This window comes from Paracoccus fontiphilus (assembly GCF_017356265.1).
Taxonomy (GTDB): Bacteria; Pseudomonadota; Alphaproteobacteria; order Rhodobacterales; family Rhodobacteraceae; genus Paracoccus; species Paracoccus fontiphilus.
On record NZ_JAFNAW010000013.1, the window covers coordinates 20,436 to 36,210 of the forward strand.

Genomic DNA, 15,775 nt, shown 5'->3' on the forward strand with positions numbered 1-15,775 from the left:
TCGCCTTACATGAGAAAACCTAATATATCCTTTATAATTGCTCTTTTGACCGCCGGAAACCCTGCGTGCATGTTTCAGGAAATATCATATCAGGAGGAATCGATGACTGAGCGCGAACGACTTCAGGACTTCGTCAACAACGGCGACAAGGCCAAGGGCACCTTCTCGGACGCCGAAATGCAGCGGCGGCTAGCTGCGATCCGCAAGCACATGGCCGACACCAATGTCGATGCGGCGCTGTTCACGTCCTATCACAACATCAACTATTATGCCGACTTCATGTATTGCCAGTTCGGCCGACGCTATGGCTTCTTTGTCGACCAGGACCACGCCACCTCGATCAGCGCCGGCATCGATGGCGGCCAGCCGTGGCGCCGGACCTTCGGCGGGCGCAACCTGACCTATACGGACTGGCAGAAGGACAACTACTTCCACGCCATCCGCCAGATCATCGGCAAGGCGCGTCGCATCGGGATCGAGTTCGACCATGTCAGCATCGACCTGCTGGCCCTGCTGAAGTCCGAGTTCCCTGCCGTCGAGTTCGTGGACATCGCCGCCCCCGCCATGCGCCTGCGCATGATCAAGTCGGCCGAGGAGATCGCCCATATCACCGAGATGGCCCGCATCGCCGATGTCGGCGGCGCGGCCTGCGTGGAGGCCACCGCCGTGGGCGTGCCCGAGCACGAGGTGGCGCTGCACTCCACCGCCACGATGGTGCGCGAGATCGCCCGGACCTGGCCCGAGGCCGAACTGCTGGACACCTGGACCTGGTTCCAGTCCGGCATCAACACCGACGGCGCCCACAACCCCGTCACCTCGCGCAGGATCCAGCGCGGCGACATCCTGTCGCTGAACTGCTTCCCGATGGTCGCGGGCTATTACGTCGCCCTTGAACGCACCCTGTTCGCCGAGGAAGCCAGCGACGAACACATCCGCCTGTGGCAGTTCAACTGCGATGTGCATGACCGCGGCAAGGAACTGCTGGTGCCCGGCGCGAAATGTTCGGACATCGCCGCCGAACTGAACGAGATGTATGCCGCCGCCGACCTGCTGCAATACCGCAGCTTCGGCTACGGCCACAGCTTCGGCGTCCTGTCGCATTACTATGGCCGCGAGGCTGGCCTGGAACTGCGGGAGGATTGCGACACGGTGCTGGAGCCGGGCATGGTCGTCAGCATGGAGCCGATGATCACCATCCCCGAGGGCCAGCCCGGTGCCGGCGGCTATCGCGAACACGACATCCTGGTGATCGAGGACAGCGGCAACCGCAACATCACCGGCTTCCCCTACGGGCCGGAACACCTGATCGTCAAGAACACGGGCAAGGCTAAGGCGGCCTGACAGGAACAAACCGGCGGGGTGCAAATCCCGCCGGTTTCGCTTTTGGCGACATGCGAAAGCCGTCCGGCGGACCGGGAGGGTCAGGCCGGCAACGATGACACATGCCATCATCGGTCCACATGGGAGGAAACCATGACCGCCATGACCATCCCCGCCGCGGCGGGTCCGGACACCCTGGCAGATGACGGGGCCACGCCCGCCGTCCTGCGCAGGGTCCTGACCGCCAGCTTCATCGGCAATTTCGTCGAATGGTTCGACTACGCGTCCTACGGCTATTTCGCTACCGTGATCGCGGTGGTGTTCTTCCCCGAGATTGCTCCGTCCGCCGCGCTTCTGGCGACCTTTGCGGTCTTCGCGATTTCCTTCATCATCCGTCCGATCGGAGGGATCGTCTGGGGCAGCATCGGCGATCGCATCGGTCGGAAAACTGCCTTGTCCTGGTCCATCCTGATCATGTCGGGCGCAACGACCCTGATCGCGTTTCTTCCCGGCTATGCGCAGATTGGGTTCGCCGCGCCGATCCTGCTGCTGGTCCTGCGCATGGTGCAGGGCTTTTCCGCATCCGGTGAATATGCGGGGGCGGCATCATTCCTGGCCGAATACGCCCCGCCCGAAAAGCGCGGCTTCTACACCAGCATGGTCCCTGCCAGCACCGCCGCAGGCCTGCTGGCGGGATCGCTGATCTCGGCCCTGCTGTTTTCGCTGCTGGATACCGCGCAACTGCAAAGTTGGGGCTGGCGCCTGCCGCTGCTTCTGGCGTTCCCGATGGGTCTTGTGGGTCTTTATATCCGCCTGAAGCTGGAGGACACGCCCAAGTTCCGCGAACTGGAATCGCAACACCACGTCGAGGCGACCCCGACACGGGAACTATTCACCACCTATCGCAAGCCGGTCATCCGCGCCTTCGGCGTGACCTGCCTCAACGCCGTCGGCTTCTACCTGATCCTCAGCTATATGCCGACCTATCTGATCACTGAAATGGGAATGAATGAGTCCGCCTCGTTCCTGGCCAACAGCATCGCGCTGTTCGCCTATATCTTCCTGATCTTCCTGATGGGCACGCTTTCTGACCGCTTCGGGCGCAAGACGGCACTGATTACTGCTTCGGTCCTGTTCATGGTCCTGACGGTGCCGCTGTTCGGCATGCTTGACGGCGCGACCTTCTGGATGATCGTGCTGATCCAGGTGATCTTCGGCGCCCTGCTGACCGTGAACGACGGCACCCTGCCCTGCTTCTTGACCGAGATCTTCCCGACGCGCGTGCGTTACTCCGGCTTTGCCTTCAGCTTCAACACAGCCAACGCCCTGTTCGGCGGCACCGCGCCTTTTATCGCCACCTGGCTGATTTCGGTCACAGGCAGCAAAGCCGCACCCGCCTGGTTCCTGGTAGCGGCGGCGGTTGTCGGCTTGATCGCCATGCTGTCCTGCCGTGAAACCGCTGGCAGACCATTGGAAGACTGAGCCGACCCTTATTCCACGCATAAGGCGGCCCCAAGGCCGCCTTTTTTGTCTGCTGCGCCGTAGTGTCAGATCACTCCAAAGGCCCGCATCGGCTCGGCCACACGAATAAAGCCCGCGATGTTGGCGCCCGTGACGTAATCGCCCGGTACGCCGTACTCCTCGGCCGTTTCGTGGCAGCTGTCGTGGATGTCCCGCATGATTTCGGCAAGCTTGGCCTCGGTCTTCTCGAACGTCCAGCGGTCGCGAGAGGCGTTCTGCTGCATCTCAAGCGCCGAGGTCGCGACCCCGCCCGCATTGGCGGCCTTGCCCGGCCCAAACTTGACGCCTGCCTGCTGGAAGGCTCGGATCGCCTCGGGGGTCGAGGGCATGTTGGCGCCTTCGCCGACCGCCTGCACGCCGTTCCTGATCAACGTCTTGGCGTCCTTGCCGGTCAGTTCGTTCTGCGTGGCCGACGGCATGGCGACCTGGCAGGGCACGTCCCAGATCGACCCTTCGCCCGCCTTGACAAAGTAAACGCCGTTGCCATCGCCCTTCAGGCGCAGGTATTCCGAAACGCGGCCGCGCCGGACTTCCTTGATCTCCTTGATCAGGTCGAGGTCCAGCCCGCTCTCATCCACGACATAGCCGCTGCTGTCGGAACAGGCGACAACCTTGCCGCCATAGGATTGCACCTTCTCGATGGAATAGATCGCCACGTTGCCCGAACCCGACACGACCACCGTCTTGCCGTCGAAATCCTCGCTCCCGGTCTGCAGCATGGCGCGGGTGAAATAGGTGTTGCCATAGCCAGTGGCCTCCTTGCGGGCCAGCGATCCGCCGTAGAACAGCCCCTTGCCGGTCAGCACGCCGGCCTCGTAGCGGTTGGTCAGCCGCTTGTACTGTCCGAACATATAGCCGATCTCGCGGGCTCCAACGCCGATATCGCCTGCGGGCACGTCGGTGTATTCGCCCAGATGCCGGTAGAGTTCGGTCATGAAGCTTTGGCAAAAGCGCATCACCTCGGCGTCCGAGCGGCCCTTGGGGTCGAAATCCGAACCACCCTTGCCGCCGCCGATGGGCAGGCCGGTCAGGGCGTTCTTGAAGGTCTGCTCGAAGCCCAGGAACTTGATGATCCCGACATTCACCGACGGGTGGAACCGCAACCCGCCCTTGTAGGGCCCCATAGCCGAGTTGAACTGCACGCGGAAACCGCGGTTGATATTGACCTGATTGTTGTCGTCCGTCCACGGCACGCGGAAGATGATCTGGCGTTCGGGTTCGCAGATGCGTTCGATCAGCGCCTTGTCGAGGTATTCGGGATGCTTCGCCACCACGCGGCCTAGGCTTTCCAGCACCTCGCGCACGGCCTGATGAAACTCGGCCTCGCCAGTGTTGCGGCGGATCACCTCGTCGAAGATACCTTCAAGCTTGTCGTCGATCTGTCCCATTATTCTTGCTCTCCGCTTGTCTTGCAGGCATGGATAGTCTGTTGAAAAGGCATATGAAAGGGATGCTGCCCAAATCGTGTGCAATAACCTTACGCTGCGTCGTACAGCATCGTCAGGGCAGGCATCCATGCAGTGAGGATGCCGCTTGCCAAGGTGGCGATAGCAGTTGCGCGCTCCAGCGGCCTTTCCAGAGCAAGCACCAGAAAGTTCAGAGACCACAGGCCCGCCCAGCACGCCCAGCAGCAGCCCAGCCAGACGGTCATCGCGTCCGGGGCATGGCGCAGCGTTGCCACGGCTTCCGGCAGGACCGAAATGGCCACGAACAGGCTGAACCAGCCAAGCCCCCGCCCGTCCGATCCCGTCAGCCGGTTCACCGCGACCCAAAGGTAGGTAAGGGTGAACAGCAGCGTCAGCGCCGCAGCCTTGACACTCACTGGCGTGCTGGCCTCGGCCATGCCCATCAGGGCCACGGTCCCGGTGATGACGGCCACGGCAAGGTTGATGATCACGATCTCCTTGTCCGAGATGCGCTTCAGCATCCACAGGCCGTTGAGCGTCAGGACCGCGCCGACGAAAAGAAGTGAAAGGGGCAGCAACATGGATCTTTGGGAAAGAGGTTGAAGGAAAACATGGGCCAGACCCGGTGATCACGGAGCCAGTTCGGGCCCGTCGTAATCCGTGGCGACCGTGATGCGGTCCGCAACAATCTGGTCGCGCAAGCCGTCGATTTCGGCCCGCACATCCGCTGGAACGTCGGGCGACAGGGCCAGCGACACCGCCGCCGGGTTTTCCAGGCCGATCGCCTTGACCGTGCCGGCCTGCCATTGGCCATCGGCAAGGTCGCGCACGGCCTCGACGCCGGGGATGCCCACATCGGCCAGGGCCGAGGCCACGAAGATGCCCGGCTCGACGGCGGTCCAGTCGATCACGTTGCCGATCTGGCGGGTCTTCGTGCCACGCATCGCCTCGGTCGCACCGCTGCGACCGGCGTTCAGCATGGTGAAGATGATGTCAGCGCCTTCTTCGATCTGGGCGGTGGCGACGCGCTGAGACAGGGCGTTGTCGTCCTGGTCGCCCGCAAAGATCGTCAGAAACCGCGCTTCAGGATTGGTATGCATCAGCCCGTGATAGAACGCCCCGCGTCCCTTCAGCCCCGGCGCCACCCGGATGCCCGAGATATGGCCCACCACGTCAGTTTCGGTCAACAGGCCCGCCGCGGCGCCAGCCAGCCAAGCGCTTTCCTCCTGCAGGACTTCATAGCTGGACAGGTTCGGGCCGGTGACATGGCCCTGGACGACGACAAAGCGGATATCGGAATATTCCGCCGCGACGATCTGGGCCGCCTCGCTGTTCTGGCCGCCATGGGCGATGACCATGTCGGGCTTGCGTTCCGCCAGTTCGCGCAAGGCTGCGGCCAAAAGGTCACGCTCGGGCTTGATGCCGTCAACATGGGAAATCTTGGCGCCGAACTCCCTCTGGATGCGTAGCAGGCCGTTGTAGCCCGCCTCCATGAAGCCGTTGTCGTCGATCCTGCCGGGCAGCAGCATGGCGATATCCAGATCGCCGCCTTGCGCGAATGCGGCACCGCCCGTCATCAGCAGGAGGCAGAGTGTTGCGGACTTGTGCATGGCATTTCCCTCGGTTGCCCTTGAGTAAGGCAAAGCGTCTGGCGGGGTTATCCAGAACTTGCCCATGCTGAATATTCGGGCAGTTTAAAATCGCGTGCTACAAAGACAGTGTCTGGAACGCGGTCCCGATTTCCTCCAGATGCCGGGTCATCGCATCAAAGGCAACGGTGTCGTGACCGGCTGCGATTGCGTCCACGATCCGCTGGTGCTGATCGCTGTGAGCGGTCTGGAACGTTGCCGCCGCAAGCCGGCGATAGCTGCGATCCCAACCCCGCTGCCATGGGGCATGGCGACGCGCGTCCGTCAGCCAGGCCATCACCCCGACCACGGCAGGATTGCGCGTCATGCGCGCGATCGCATGGTGAAAGTCGCTGTCCACCCGTTCGCAATCGGCGATGCGCTGCGCGCGGCGGCCGGCCTGAACCAGCCGGTGCAGATCGGCGATGTCCGTGGCATCCGCGCGCCTGGCGGCCTCGGCGGCTATGAGGGGTTCCACAAGCAGGCGGGCGCGGATCAGATCGGCAGGCGAAGCATCGGCGGGAAGCATTGCGCCCCGCGCCGCCCGGCCGCGCGGCGCCGGTCCGGCAAAGGTGCCTTGCCCGACATGGCGCCAGATCAGCCCGTCGCGTTGCAGCGCCGCAAGGCCTGCTCGCAGGGTCTGCCTGCTGCACCCAAGATCGCGGGCCAGGTCGCGTTCGGCGGGCAGGCGGTCGCCGGGCAACAGCGCGCCGACCATGTCGTCAAGGGCCGCCCTGATCTCTGCCTGACGCATCCGTTCCTTCCGGGTGCAGACCAATTTGTGGACCAATGCCCGCTTGTGCCATGCGCCGCCCATCATGGAAAGGGGCGCATCATGGTTGAACTGTTGCTGCTGATCGTGACGCCGGGCGACACGTTTCTGGCCATAGTGCCCTGGCTCCTGCTGGCGTCCACCGTGCTGTTCGCGGCCGGTCCCGCCCTCATGGCGGCGATCCGCAAGCGCGGGGTCGGGGCCGCCGGGCAGGGACTGTCGGCGACCGTGATCCTAGCCGTGTCGATCTATGGCGGCTATTTCAACGGCGGTCTGGGGATCATGCTGCTGGCCGCCTTCAGGCTGATCGGATATACCAACCTGCACAGCATGAACGGGTTGAAGAATGTGCTATCGGCGCTGCTGTCGCTGGTGTCGTCCGCAGCCTTCGTTGTGGCGGGGCTGATCGCTTGGCAGCAGGCGGCGGTTCTGGCGACCAGTGCTGCGGCCGGCGGCTATGCCGGGGCGCGGATCAGCCGCCGGATCAGCCGGATCGACCTGCTGCGCCTGTTCATCACCGTTATCTGCGCCGCCATAACGATGGCCTTCTTCCTACGCTGACGCCGCACGGCGGCACCGCCTGCAACTGTCCGAAAAGACGACTTGCCGGTCGCTCAAGGCCGTCGTTCCCTTGCGGGGATTGATGGATGCACGGGCCACTCTGCCGGGCAGGACGAAAAGTCAGCGATGGCTTGTATCCATTGTGCGGCATGACGATATGCGTCCTGGATCCTGCGGGGACCGGCCCGTCATCCGTTCCGGAAAACAGGAGGGCGGATGCGGGCAGAGCCGGCGCTTGATCCAGCGGCCCGACGCGCGATAGGATCGCTTCATTGCGCCGACCGCTTCAGCCGCCGTCACGCTGGCATTGTAACAAAGCAGACCATCCCCAGTCAGCAGGTTTTCACGGGCAACGTAAACCCAGCCAGGCAGCAAGGTTGATACGCGATGGAGAACTTTCTTTCCCACCCTCCTTCCCGCAAGCTTCTCAAAAAGACCTTCCTGGATGGTTTCCGGCGGGACCGACGGCCTTCGGAAATGAATTGCGTTGCGCACATGATCCTGGACATGGAGGATCCGGCCGCCGTCACGGCCGTCGCGCTGGATTACCTGATTGACACCATCCAGGTCTGCAGGGCGGATTTCGGCTTCGCCGCGCCCTCGGACGAGACATACACTCCCCTGCTGGTCAACTACAATCAGTCCACCGATCCGCCCCGGTGCAATGACGCCCGGTATTCCAACAGGGCTGCCGTGTTCCGCAAGGCCTGGAGCTGCAGGAAACCCGTCACCTGTGATGCGGTCGATCTTGATCCGAAACTTCGCGACGTGAGGGAGGAGTTCACCTCGATCGAAAGCAAGTCGATCCTGTTCCAGCAACTGGACTTCCTGGGCCGGCCCGTCGGCATGATGTGCCTGGATTTCACGACCCACCCTCATGTCTGGTCGGCATCCGAACAGGAAAAGACATTCTTGTTCGCGAAGGACTTCTTCGGACCGATCGTGATGCTCAGCAAGCATTGGAGCGATCGGTCCCGGTCGCTGGCCGATATGCGGCGGCCGAGCGATTCGGAACTGGACGTCATCCGCCTTGTGGCGGACGGCCTTGACTATCACGAGATCGCCGAGGCCTTGGGCAAGTCGCCCAGGACGGTCGAGAACCAGTTGCGCAATGCCCGGTTGTCGCTTCAGGCGGCCAACCGGGCGGAACTGATCAGGAAGTGCGAAGTCTGGCTTTGATGCCGCCTGCCTTTTCAGCTGGGGATGGGCCGGCAGGACGTGCTGGGCGTCGGCTCCATCCGCGCCGTGGCCGGGTGCTGCCGTGCGGGATCTTCGAACGTGACCGCAGGTTCCGCAGTCGTGTAGGTCAAAGTGACTTCCGCAGGAACGGCCATCGCGTCAGGATTGGCCCAACCCCGCGCGACATTGTACGGATCCCGGAATTCGCCATAGTTCCCCGGCATCACGGTGTATGTGCGCTGCCGCGACCCCGTTCCCGCATTGGCAAGGTACTTGGCGGGATCGTTCCAGTCGCGGTTGTCAAGATTGGCATAGAACTTGATGTCAACCAGCACCGCGTCGCACATCGGCGTGACCTCCTCATAGTTGGTGGGCCAGCCCGCGCCCCCGCTCGGGTCGGGATAGCGGCCCCAGTCGCCGCCCTTCAGCGGGCAGGCACCCCCTGCGCCATAGGCCGTGCGATTGGGATGGTGGACCCCGTACAGGGGCAGTCCGACCGCCTTCGCCTCGATGTCCTGCGCCAGATGAAAGCGCGGCTGCCGCGTCACCGTGGTCTTCAGGCTCGCCTGCCGTTCCTTCAGGCTGTCCCAGTAGGGTCCTTCGGGGCGGACATAGCTCAGATCGTCATTGTCCCGGTTGTCGAAGACCGCGGTCACGAACAGATAGGGCTTGTTGAAGAAGGGCCGTTCGACCAGGTAGTATTCGACATCCGTGCGGCTTGTATCCACCGGCTGCCAGTCGACATGCAAGGCATCCTTGCCCTCGACGCCCCTGTTGACCCAGGATCGCGCATCCGGAAAATGGGTCAGCCGCAGGGCATTGGTATAGTTTTCCCGAATGTCCAGACCGGCACGCTTGCCCAACGGCCCGATCCGGTTCGCACCCTTTTGGGCAAAGGCGAAGTCCATTGCCATGACCGCATAGGGATAATCGTTCTCGGACATCGTGCAGTAGAAATGGGGCAGGTCGATGGGATCGTGCTTCTGGTATTTTCCCTGATACTTGGGATGGGAAATGGGTAGGTCGATGAAGGCAAGCCGCCCCTGGTCGTCAACCTTCTGATCGGGATAGCGATAGCCGTCCCATCCCGCTTCCGGGATGAAGGCGGCGTAATCCTCGGTCACGACCGACAGGTTTTCCGGCGACAGCGGGTCATCGCCATCCGCAAGGCCACCAGCGTCCGGTTTCAGGTATTCTCGGATGGTGCCGTTTTCCTGAACCCGCCAAAGACCATGCTTGCCTTCGCCGATCATCGTGAAGACCTGTTCGGCGATGGTGACGAACCGATAGGTGTAGTTGGTGTTCATGTAGCCCATGAAGACCGGCAGATGCGGCATGCCGGAATGGGTCCGGCCGGGACGCCCCGTCCCAAGCATCTGCTTCTGCCCGTCGTCGTCCTTGATGTCCTGGTCCGACGTATAGAACATCGGATCGCCCAGCGTCAGGTCATGCAGGTTCGGCAGTTCATCCGCGCTTGCGAAATTACCCGCAGCGAGGATGGCAAGCGCCGATATCGAACTTGCCATCTTCCTCATCTTCATCCCCTCCCCTATCCCGGTATCAAGCCGAGTCGCGCACCCTCGCGCCGCAAACGAATGCCATCCCCTCGGTTTCGGTCGTGAAGGTGATGTGCGCGCCTTTCGGCAGGAGCAGCACATCACCCTTCTTGGCAGTGACCGTCTTGGTGCCGTCGTTGACCGTGATCTCGCCGTCGAGAACGATCTTCGCCTCGTCGTAGTCGTAGTCGTAGATCAGTGGCTCGTCGGACTTCTGGATGCGGAAGAACCCGCAGGTCAGCGGCTTGTCCTCGTTTTCGGCCGAAACCGCGTCCTGCAACCAGGCATTGACACCCGGCACATCCATGGGCGCGATGTCACGGGCCTGGGCGCCCTCGACATGGGTGACCTCGGCGCCGTCTGCGAGGGCTGCTCCTGCGAACATTCCTCCAAACGCCGCAATCAGCAAGGTCTTGGATAGTGCAGTCATTCATGCTCTCCTGTTCCGGCAACGGCCGGTATGCTGCCAGCAGTTTACCGCAAGCTGCACGGTGCGCATGACAGCAATCCCCTAGCGAACCCGCCCCTGACGATTTTCGAGACGTCCGCCCTCACGCGGCAAATTCGTTTCAGACATGGCCGTTGGACGGCCTGAAGCGTGAGGAACCCGGCAAAGGCCGCACATGTCCGTTCCCGCCGCGACTGGAGGATGTCGATGCTGGCGTACACGCACGCCAGCTGTTCACCTTGCTGGTGGTCGAACTGTTCCCGCATAAAAAGACGGCTTTCCCATGACGGCATGAGATTTTGTCATCGGAGGATGAAAAATGGTCCTTTGACTTGCAAGGGCGCCGAGGGTTGAGTTTGCGAAAAAACACAATCGCTGAGATTCCCATACCGATCAAACCCGCCAGCGAAACCATTCACCAACATCGGAGACCCGCATGAACAAATCTCTTGTCCTGAGCACTGCTCTGGCGCTGATCGCCACCGCCGGAATGGCCGAACAGATCACGGTTATGTCCTGGGGCGGCACCTACAGCCAGAGTCAGGTCGAGGCCTATCAAAAGCCCTTCACCGCCGATACCGGCATCACCGTCGTGTCGGTCGACAGCGACAATCCGGCCATCCCGATCAAGGCGCAGGTCGAGGCCGGGAACGTCACCGTCGACGTGGTGGACATCGAATATGCCGATGCCATCCGCCTGTGCGATGAAGGCCTACTGGAGGAGATCGACCCCGCCATGCTGCCCCCTGCCCCGGACGGCACTCCCGCGAGCGAGGACTTTCTCCCTCAGGGTCTCAGCGATTGCGCCGTGGGATCGATCGTCTTCTCGACCGTTTATGCCTATGACCGCACCCGCTTTCCGGACAGCCCGCCCACAACCATCGTCGATTTCTTCGATACGGCGAAGTTTCCCGGCAAGCGCGGCCTGAAGAAGGCGCCCAAGGCGCTGCTGGAGATGGCGCTGATGGGCGACGGCGTTCCGGCGGATCAGGTCTACGACCTGCTGTCCACGCCCGAGGGTGTGGACCGCGCCTTCGCCAAGCTGGACACGATCAAGGATGACGTGGTCTGGTGGGAAACCGGGGCGCAGGCGCCACAGCTTCTGGCCGACGGCGAGGTGGTGCTGTCCACCGCCTATAATGGCCGGATCTTCAACGCCGCCGTGTCGGAGGGCCGCCCCTTCGACATGGTCTGGGACGGGCAGGTTTATGAATACAACCTGTTCGCCATCCCCAAAGGCGCGCCCAACAAGGACGCGGCACTGGAATACATCGCCTTTGCCACCGGCACGCAGCGGCTGGCCAATCAGGCGAAGTGGATCAGCTATGGCCCGGCCCGCAAATCGTCGGCGCCATTGGTCGGTCTTTATCAGGACGGCAAAACCGAGATGGCCCCGAACATGCCGACAAACCCAGACAACATGAAGAACGCGCTGGCGTCGTCCTATGACTTCTGGGTGGACCACGAGGCCGAGCTGACGGAGCGCTTCAACGCCTGGCTTTCGGCAAGCTGACGGCGGGACGGATCGCGCAAGGCCCATGCCTTGCGCGATGATGTCAAAGCGTGGCGCCTTCGTGCTGCATTCCCGCGGATGAGGCGCCCGCCCGGGTCAGCATCCCGAACAAGTCGCGCGGATCGTCTGGATCGGCGATGATGTCGAGGCTCTGGAAAAAGCCGGTGCCTTCCAGCCGGTCGCGCACATAGCGCAGCGCCGAAAAGTCCTCGATGGCAAAGCCCACGCCGTCGAACAACGTAATCTGGCGGTCGGACGTGCGGCCGGGCGCAGCGCTCGCGATGACCTGCCACATCTCGGTCACGGGGAAATCGGCGGGCATCTGCTGGATCTCGCCCTCGACCCGGGTCTGGGGGGTGTATTCCACGAATACGTCCGATCGGCGCAGGATGTCGCCGTGCAGTTCGGTCTTTCCGGGGCAGTCGCCGCCGATGGCGTTGATGTGGACGCCCGCGCCCACCATGTTGTCGGTCAGGATCGTCGCATACTGCTTGTCGGCGGTGCAGGTGGTGATGACCTGCGCGCCCTCGATGGCTTCCTGCGCGGTCTTGCAGGCGGTCAGATCGAAGCCCAGGCCGGACAGGTTGCGCACCAGCTTCGCCGTCGCAGCCGGATCGATGTCGTAAAGCCGCAGCCGATCGATCCCGCAGATCGCGCGCATGGCCAGGGCTTGGAACTCCGACTGCGCGCCGTTGCCGATCATGGCCATGGTGGTGGCGCATTTCGGCGCCAGATGGCGGGCGACCATGGCGCTTGTGGCGGCGGTGCGCAGCGCGGTCAGCAGCGTCATCTCCGTCAGCAGTTCGGGATAGCCGGTGTCCACGCGCGCCAAAAGGCCGAAGGCGGTTACGGTCTGCAGGCCAGATTTCGTGTTCTTGGGGTGGCCGTTGACATACTTGAACCCATAGCTGACGCCGTCCGATGTGGGCATCAGTTCGATCACGCCATCTTCGGAATGAGCGGCCACGCGCGGGGTCTTGTCGAACAGATCCCAGCGGCGGAAATCGTCCTCGATGTAGCGGGCAAGGTCCTTCAGCACGGTCTCGACGCCGATGCTGTGGACCAGCCGCATCATGTTTTCCACGCTGACGAAGCGGATAAAGGCCAGTTCAGAGGGCTCGGGGGCAGGCATGATGATCCTTCAGGAATAGCTGCGGGTGGGGCGGTCGAAGACGCGGCGTCCGAACAGTGAGGCGGTCAGCTCGACTATCAGCGACGCGGTGCGTCCGCGTTCGTCCAGAAACGGGTTCAATTCGACCAGATCAAGCGAGGTGACAAGGCCGCTGTCGTGCAGCATCTCCATCACCAGATGCGCCTCGCGGAAGGTGGCGCCGCCCGGCACGGTGGTGCCGACGGCGGGGGCGATAGAGGGGTCAAGGAAGTCAACGTCCAGCGACAGGTGAAGCATGCCATCTGCCGCGCGCACCTCCTCGATGAACTCGGCCAGGGGAGCGGCGATGCCGCGTTCGTCGATCTGGCGCATGTCGATGGCGCGCATCCCCGCCGCTTGAATGGCCGCGCGTTCCGGGCCATCGACCGATCGCAAGCCGATGAAGCAGATGTTCTGCGGCGGCACGGGGTTCGCCACAAGGGGAAAGCCGTCGAAACCGGCCTGTCCGGTGACATAGCCGATGGGCGTGCCATGCAGGTTACCCGAGGCGGTGGTGTCGGGGTTGTGGATGTCGGGATGGGCGTCCAGCCACAGCACGAACAGCGGGCGCCCCTGCCCCGCCGCGTGATCGGCCACGCCCGACACGGTGCCCAGGGACAGTGCGTGATCGCCGCCCATGAAGATCGGAAAGCCGTCAGGTTTTGCCTTGCGCGCCGCATCCGCCAGGAGGCGGGTCCATTCGGCAGTCTCCGCGCGGGCATGGACCTGCCCGGGAGTCGAGGGTTGCGGCGCCTTGGGGCCGGGCACGTCGCCCCGATCCTCGACGGACCAGCCAAGATTGGCCAGGGTCGCGGCAAGGCCCGCCACGCGGTATGCTTCCGGGCCCATGGAACAGCCGCGCCGGCGCTTGCCGCAGTCAAGGCCCGCGCCGATCAGGATGCAGGTCTTGCCCTTCATGCCGACACCGCCGCCGTCACGACCACCTCGACCAGCAGGTCGGAACCAGCCAGCCGCGCCTCGCCGCAGGCGCGGGCGGGCGCGCAGCCTTCGGGCATCCAATTGTCCCAGACCGCGTTCATGGCGTCGTAATCGGCCATGTGCGCCAGCCAGACAGTGGCGGCCAGGATGTCACGGCGCGACGATCCGGCCTCCGTCAACAGGGCATCGACGCGCGATAGGCAATCGCGGGTCTGTTCCGCGACGGTCGCGCCCTCGCCCACCTGGCCGCACAGATAGACGGTGCCATTGTGGCGGACGATGCGGCTCATCCGCTGGTTGGTGTGGAAACGTTCGATCATTTGACCCCCATGGGTGGCGCGATGTTGCGGGCGATGGGTTCGCGGCGGCGGTTCAGATGGCGCAGATAGCGCCGCTCCAACCAGCGAAAGACCCGCGTGATTGCAAAGACGATGATGAAGTACAGGACAGCCGCGGTGATCAGGCCTTCGTAGGCGAGATAGTATCGTCCGTTAAGCCAGCGTCCGACCCCCAGAATGTCCTGCAGCGTAATGGTGCTGGCCACAACCGAGCCGTGGAGCATGAAGATCACCTCGTTCGAATAGGCCGGAATGGCGCGGCGAAAGGCCGAGGGCAGCACGATGCGGCTCAGTCGACCGCGCTTTGAAATTCCGGTGGCGATGGCGGCCTCGACCTCGCCCTTGGGCGTGTCCGCGATGGCACCGCGCAAAAGCTCGGTGGTATAGGCGCCTGTGTTCAGCGTGAAGGCGATCAGGGCGCACCACCACGCCTGCGACAGCACCGGATCCCAGAGCCAGCTGTTGCGGACGAACTCGAACTGCCCTGCGCCGTAATACAGCAGATAGGTCTGCACCAGCAGCGGCGTGCCCCGGAAGACATAGGTGTAGACCCAGACCACCGGGTTCAGAACCCGGTGGCAGGACGCGCGCACGACGGCCAGCGGCACCGCCATCGCGCCGCCCAAGGCCAGCGACAGGAAGGTCAGGCCCAACGTGACCCCAACCCCGTAAAGGAAGCGGTCGAAGTTTTCGGCAATCAATGCCAAGTCGAGAGGAAACCAGGAGAGCAGATTTTCCATCTTCACGCCCTCGCCACGCCGCGACTGTAGCGGCGTTCCAGCGCGCGCAGCCCCAGATCGGATACTGCTGTCAACGCCAGATAGATCACGAAGGCCGCCGCCATGAAGGTGAACAGCGCCCCCGTGGACCGGCCCGCCGCAAAGGCGTTGTAGACCAGATCCTGCAAGCCGATCACCGACACCAGAGCCGTTGTCTTCAGCTGCACCAGCCAGTTATTGCCGAAACCCGGCAGCGCATAGCGCACCATCTGCGGCCAAATGATGCGGCGGAACAGCAGCGGACCGGACATGCCGGTGCTGATCCCCGCCTCGATCTGTCCGCGCGGGATGGCCAGGATTGCTCCCCGGAAGGTTTCGGTGAAATAAGCTCCAAAGATGATGCCGATGGTCAGCGCGCCGGCGGCGAACTGGCTGATCTCGACATAGTTCCACAGGCCGGTGGCCGCGCCGATGCGGTTGACGGTCACCTGACCGCCGAAGAAGACCAGCATGATCAGCACCAGGTCGGGCACGCCGCGCACCACCGTCGTATAGGCGCCTGCCACGGCATTGGCGGCGCGGCTGGCCGACAGCTTGGCCCATGCGCCTAAAAGCCCCATCGTCACGGACAGCACCAGAGAGGCAAGGGCAAGCTGGACCGTGGTGACAAGCCCGGCCAGAAGCTGTTCGCGATATTCCAGAAGAAGATCCATCCTCGCCTCGCT

The 15,775-nt window shown here is 63.2% G+C and carries 17 protein-coding genes; 6 read left to right on the top strand and 11 right to left on the bottom strand.

Annotated elements, in window-relative coordinates:
* The first annotated feature begins 102 nt into the window (after positions 1–102).
* Together J0F76_RS06880 and J0F76_RS06885 are read left to right on the top strand one after the other, a co-directional pair.
* Positions 103–1,341, top strand: coding sequence for an aminopeptidase P family protein (locus J0F76_RS06880; protein WP_207467165.1), 1,239 nt, complete (start codon positions 103–105; stop codon positions 1,339–1,341).
* A 132-nt stretch (positions 1,342–1,473) separates the two neighbouring features.
* Positions 1,474–2,802, top strand: coding sequence for an MFS transporter (locus J0F76_RS06885; protein WP_242690040.1), 1,329 nt, complete (start codon positions 1,474–1,476; stop codon positions 2,800–2,802).
* A gap of 65 nt (positions 2,803–2,867) precedes the next feature.
* Here J0F76_RS06885 and gdhA read toward each other — a convergent pair whose 3' ends face one another.
* From gdhA to J0F76_RS06905, 4 genes are all read right to left on the bottom strand, one after another.
* The gene (gdhA, locus tag J0F76_RS06890; RefSeq protein WP_207467167.1) at positions 2,868–4,229 is read right to left on the bottom strand and encodes an NADP-specific glutamate dehydrogenase; all 1,362 of its coding nucleotides are present in this window, start codon (positions 4,227–4,229) and stop codon (positions 2,868–2,870) included.
* Positions 4,230–4,318: 89 nt separating this feature from the next.
* Positions 4,319–4,828, bottom strand: coding sequence for an AmiS/UreI family transporter (locus J0F76_RS06895; RefSeq protein ID WP_207467169.1), 510 nt, complete (start codon positions 4,826–4,828; stop codon positions 4,319–4,321).
* A 48-nt stretch (positions 4,829–4,876) separates the two neighbouring features.
* Positions 4,877–5,857 (bottom strand): BMP family protein, encoded by a 981-nt coding sequence (locus tag J0F76_RS06900; protein WP_207467171.1) that lies wholly within the window; start codon positions 5,855–5,857, stop codon positions 4,877–4,879.
* Positions 5,858–5,954: 97 nt separating this feature from the next.
* A complete protein-coding gene (locus J0F76_RS06905) occupies positions 5,955–6,629 on the bottom strand; it encodes a FadR/GntR family transcriptional regulator (protein ID WP_207467173.1) in 675 nt (224 codons plus the stop codon).
* Positions 6,630–6,710: 81 nt separating this feature from the next.
* On the opposite strand from J0F76_RS06905, the gene J0F76_RS06910 reads away from it, so the two are divergent.
* On the top strand, positions 6,711–7,208 hold the full coding sequence (locus J0F76_RS06910; protein WP_207467175.1) for a TSUP family transporter: 498 nt from the start codon (positions 6,711–6,713) through the stop codon (positions 7,206–7,208).
* A gap of 495 nt (positions 7,209–7,703) precedes the next feature.
* Positions 7,704–8,387, top strand: a complete 684-nt coding sequence (locus J0F76_RS06915) for a helix-turn-helix domain-containing protein (protein ID WP_207467177.1) — start codon at positions 7,704–7,706, stop codon at positions 8,385–8,387.
* A gap of 14 nt (positions 8,388–8,401) precedes the next feature.
* Here the strand turns inward: J0F76_RS06915 and J0F76_RS06920 are convergent, their stop codons facing one another.
* On the bottom strand, positions 8,402–9,922 hold the full coding sequence (locus J0F76_RS06920) for a hypothetical protein (RefSeq protein WP_207467179.1): 1,521 nt from the start codon (positions 9,920–9,922) through the stop codon (positions 8,402–8,404).
* 25 nt (positions 9,923–9,947) lie between these two features.
* Positions 9,948–10,373, bottom strand: coding sequence for a cupin domain-containing protein (locus J0F76_RS06925; protein ID WP_207467181.1), 426 nt, complete (start codon positions 10,371–10,373; stop codon positions 9,948–9,950).
* 152 nt (positions 10,374–10,525) lie between these two features.
* On the opposite strand from J0F76_RS06925, the gene J0F76_RS06930 reads away from it, so the two are divergent.
* The gene (locus tag J0F76_RS06930) at positions 10,526–10,678 is read left to right on the top strand and encodes a hypothetical protein (protein WP_207467183.1); all 153 of its coding nucleotides are present in this window, start codon (positions 10,526–10,528) and stop codon (positions 10,676–10,678) included.
* A gap of 149 nt (positions 10,679–10,827) precedes the next feature.
* The gene (locus tag J0F76_RS06935) at positions 10,828–11,904 is read left to right on the top strand and encodes an ABC transporter substrate-binding protein (protein ID WP_207467185.1); all 1,077 of its coding nucleotides are present in this window, start codon (positions 10,828–10,830) and stop codon (positions 11,902–11,904) included.
* Between the two features lie 43 nt (positions 11,905–11,947).
* On the opposite strand, the gene J0F76_RS06940 is transcribed toward J0F76_RS06935, so the two are convergent.
* From J0F76_RS06940 to J0F76_RS06960, 5 genes are read right to left on the bottom strand one after another with little or no spacing between them, the layout of a single operon-like run.
* Positions 11,948–13,036, bottom strand: a complete 1,089-nt coding sequence (locus J0F76_RS06940; protein ID WP_207467187.1) for an ornithine cyclodeaminase — start codon at positions 13,034–13,036, stop codon at positions 11,948–11,950.
* Between the two features lie 9 nt (positions 13,037–13,045).
* Positions 13,046–13,972: an arginase gene (gene rocF, locus J0F76_RS06945; RefSeq protein ID WP_207467189.1), complete on the bottom strand. Its 927-nt coding sequence runs from the start codon at positions 13,970–13,972 to the stop codon at positions 13,046–13,048.
* Positions 13,969–14,313, bottom strand: a complete 345-nt coding sequence (locus J0F76_RS06950) for a RidA family protein (protein WP_207467191.1) — start codon at positions 14,311–14,313, stop codon at positions 13,969–13,971. Before J0F76_RS06950 ends, rocF begins: the two co-directional genes overlap by 4 nt.
* Positions 14,310–15,071 (bottom strand): ABC transporter permease, encoded by a 762-nt coding sequence (locus J0F76_RS06955; protein ID WP_207467193.1) that lies wholly within the window; start codon positions 15,069–15,071, stop codon positions 14,310–14,312. The genes J0F76_RS06950 and J0F76_RS06955 overlap by 4 nt, the downstream gene beginning before the upstream one ends.
* A 2-nt stretch (positions 15,072–15,073) precedes the next feature.
* Complete coding sequence (locus tag J0F76_RS06960) at positions 15,074–15,763, bottom strand: ABC transporter permease (protein WP_207467194.1); 690 nt, start codon at positions 15,761–15,763, stop codon at positions 15,074–15,076.
* Positions 15,764–15,775: the final 12 nt, after the last annotated feature.

Coding starts and splice junctions, on each gene's coding strand:
- J0F76_RS06880 (WP_207467165.1), top strand. CDS start 103: ATGACTGAGCGCGAACGACTTCAGGACTTCGTCAACAACGGCGACAAG.
- J0F76_RS06885 (WP_242690040.1), top strand. CDS start 1,474: ATGACCGCCATGACCATCCCCGCCGCGGCGGGTCCGGACACCCTGGCA.
- gdhA (WP_207467167.1), bottom strand. CDS start 4,229: ATGGGACAGATCGACGACAAGCTTGAAGGTATCTTCGACGAGGTGATC.
- J0F76_RS06895 (WP_207467169.1), bottom strand. CDS start 4,828: ATGTTGCTGCCCCTTTCACTTCTTTTCGTCGGCGCGGTCCTGACGCTC.
- J0F76_RS06900 (WP_207467171.1), bottom strand. CDS start 5,857: ATGCACAAGTCCGCAACACTCTGCCTCCTGCTGATGACGGGCGGTGCC.
- J0F76_RS06905 (WP_207467173.1), bottom strand. CDS start 6,629: ATGCGTCAGGCAGAGATCAGGGCGGCCCTTGACGACATGGTCGGCGCG.
- J0F76_RS06910 (WP_207467175.1), top strand. CDS start 6,711: ATGGTTGAACTGTTGCTGCTGATCGTGACGCCGGGCGACACGTTTCTG.
- J0F76_RS06915 (WP_207467177.1), top strand. CDS start 7,704: ATGATCCTGGACATGGAGGATCCGGCCGCCGTCACGGCCGTCGCGCTG.
- J0F76_RS06920 (WP_207467179.1), bottom strand. CDS start 9,922: ATGAGGAAGATGGCAAGTTCGATATCGGCGCTTGCCATCCTCGCTGCG.
- J0F76_RS06925 (WP_207467181.1), bottom strand. CDS start 10,373: ATGACTGCACTATCCAAGACCTTGCTGATTGCGGCGTTTGGAGGAATG.
- J0F76_RS06935 (WP_207467185.1), top strand. CDS start 10,828: ATGAACAAATCTCTTGTCCTGAGCACTGCTCTGGCGCTGATCGCCACC.
- J0F76_RS06940 (WP_207467187.1), bottom strand. CDS start 13,036: ATGCCTGCCCCCGAGCCCTCTGAACTGGCCTTTATCCGCTTCGTCAGC.
- rocF (WP_207467189.1), bottom strand. CDS start 13,972: ATGAAGGGCAAGACCTGCATCCTGATCGGCGCGGGCCTTGACTGCGGC.
- J0F76_RS06950 (WP_207467191.1), bottom strand. CDS start 14,313: ATGATCGAACGTTTCCACACCAACCAGCGGATGAGCCGCATCGTCCGC.
- J0F76_RS06955 (WP_207467193.1), bottom strand. CDS start 15,071: ATGGAAAATCTGCTCTCCTGGTTTCCTCTCGACTTGGCATTGATTGCC.
- J0F76_RS06960 (WP_207467194.1), bottom strand. CDS start 15,763: ATGGATCTTCTTCTGGAATATCGCGAACAGCTTCTGGCCGGGCTTGTC.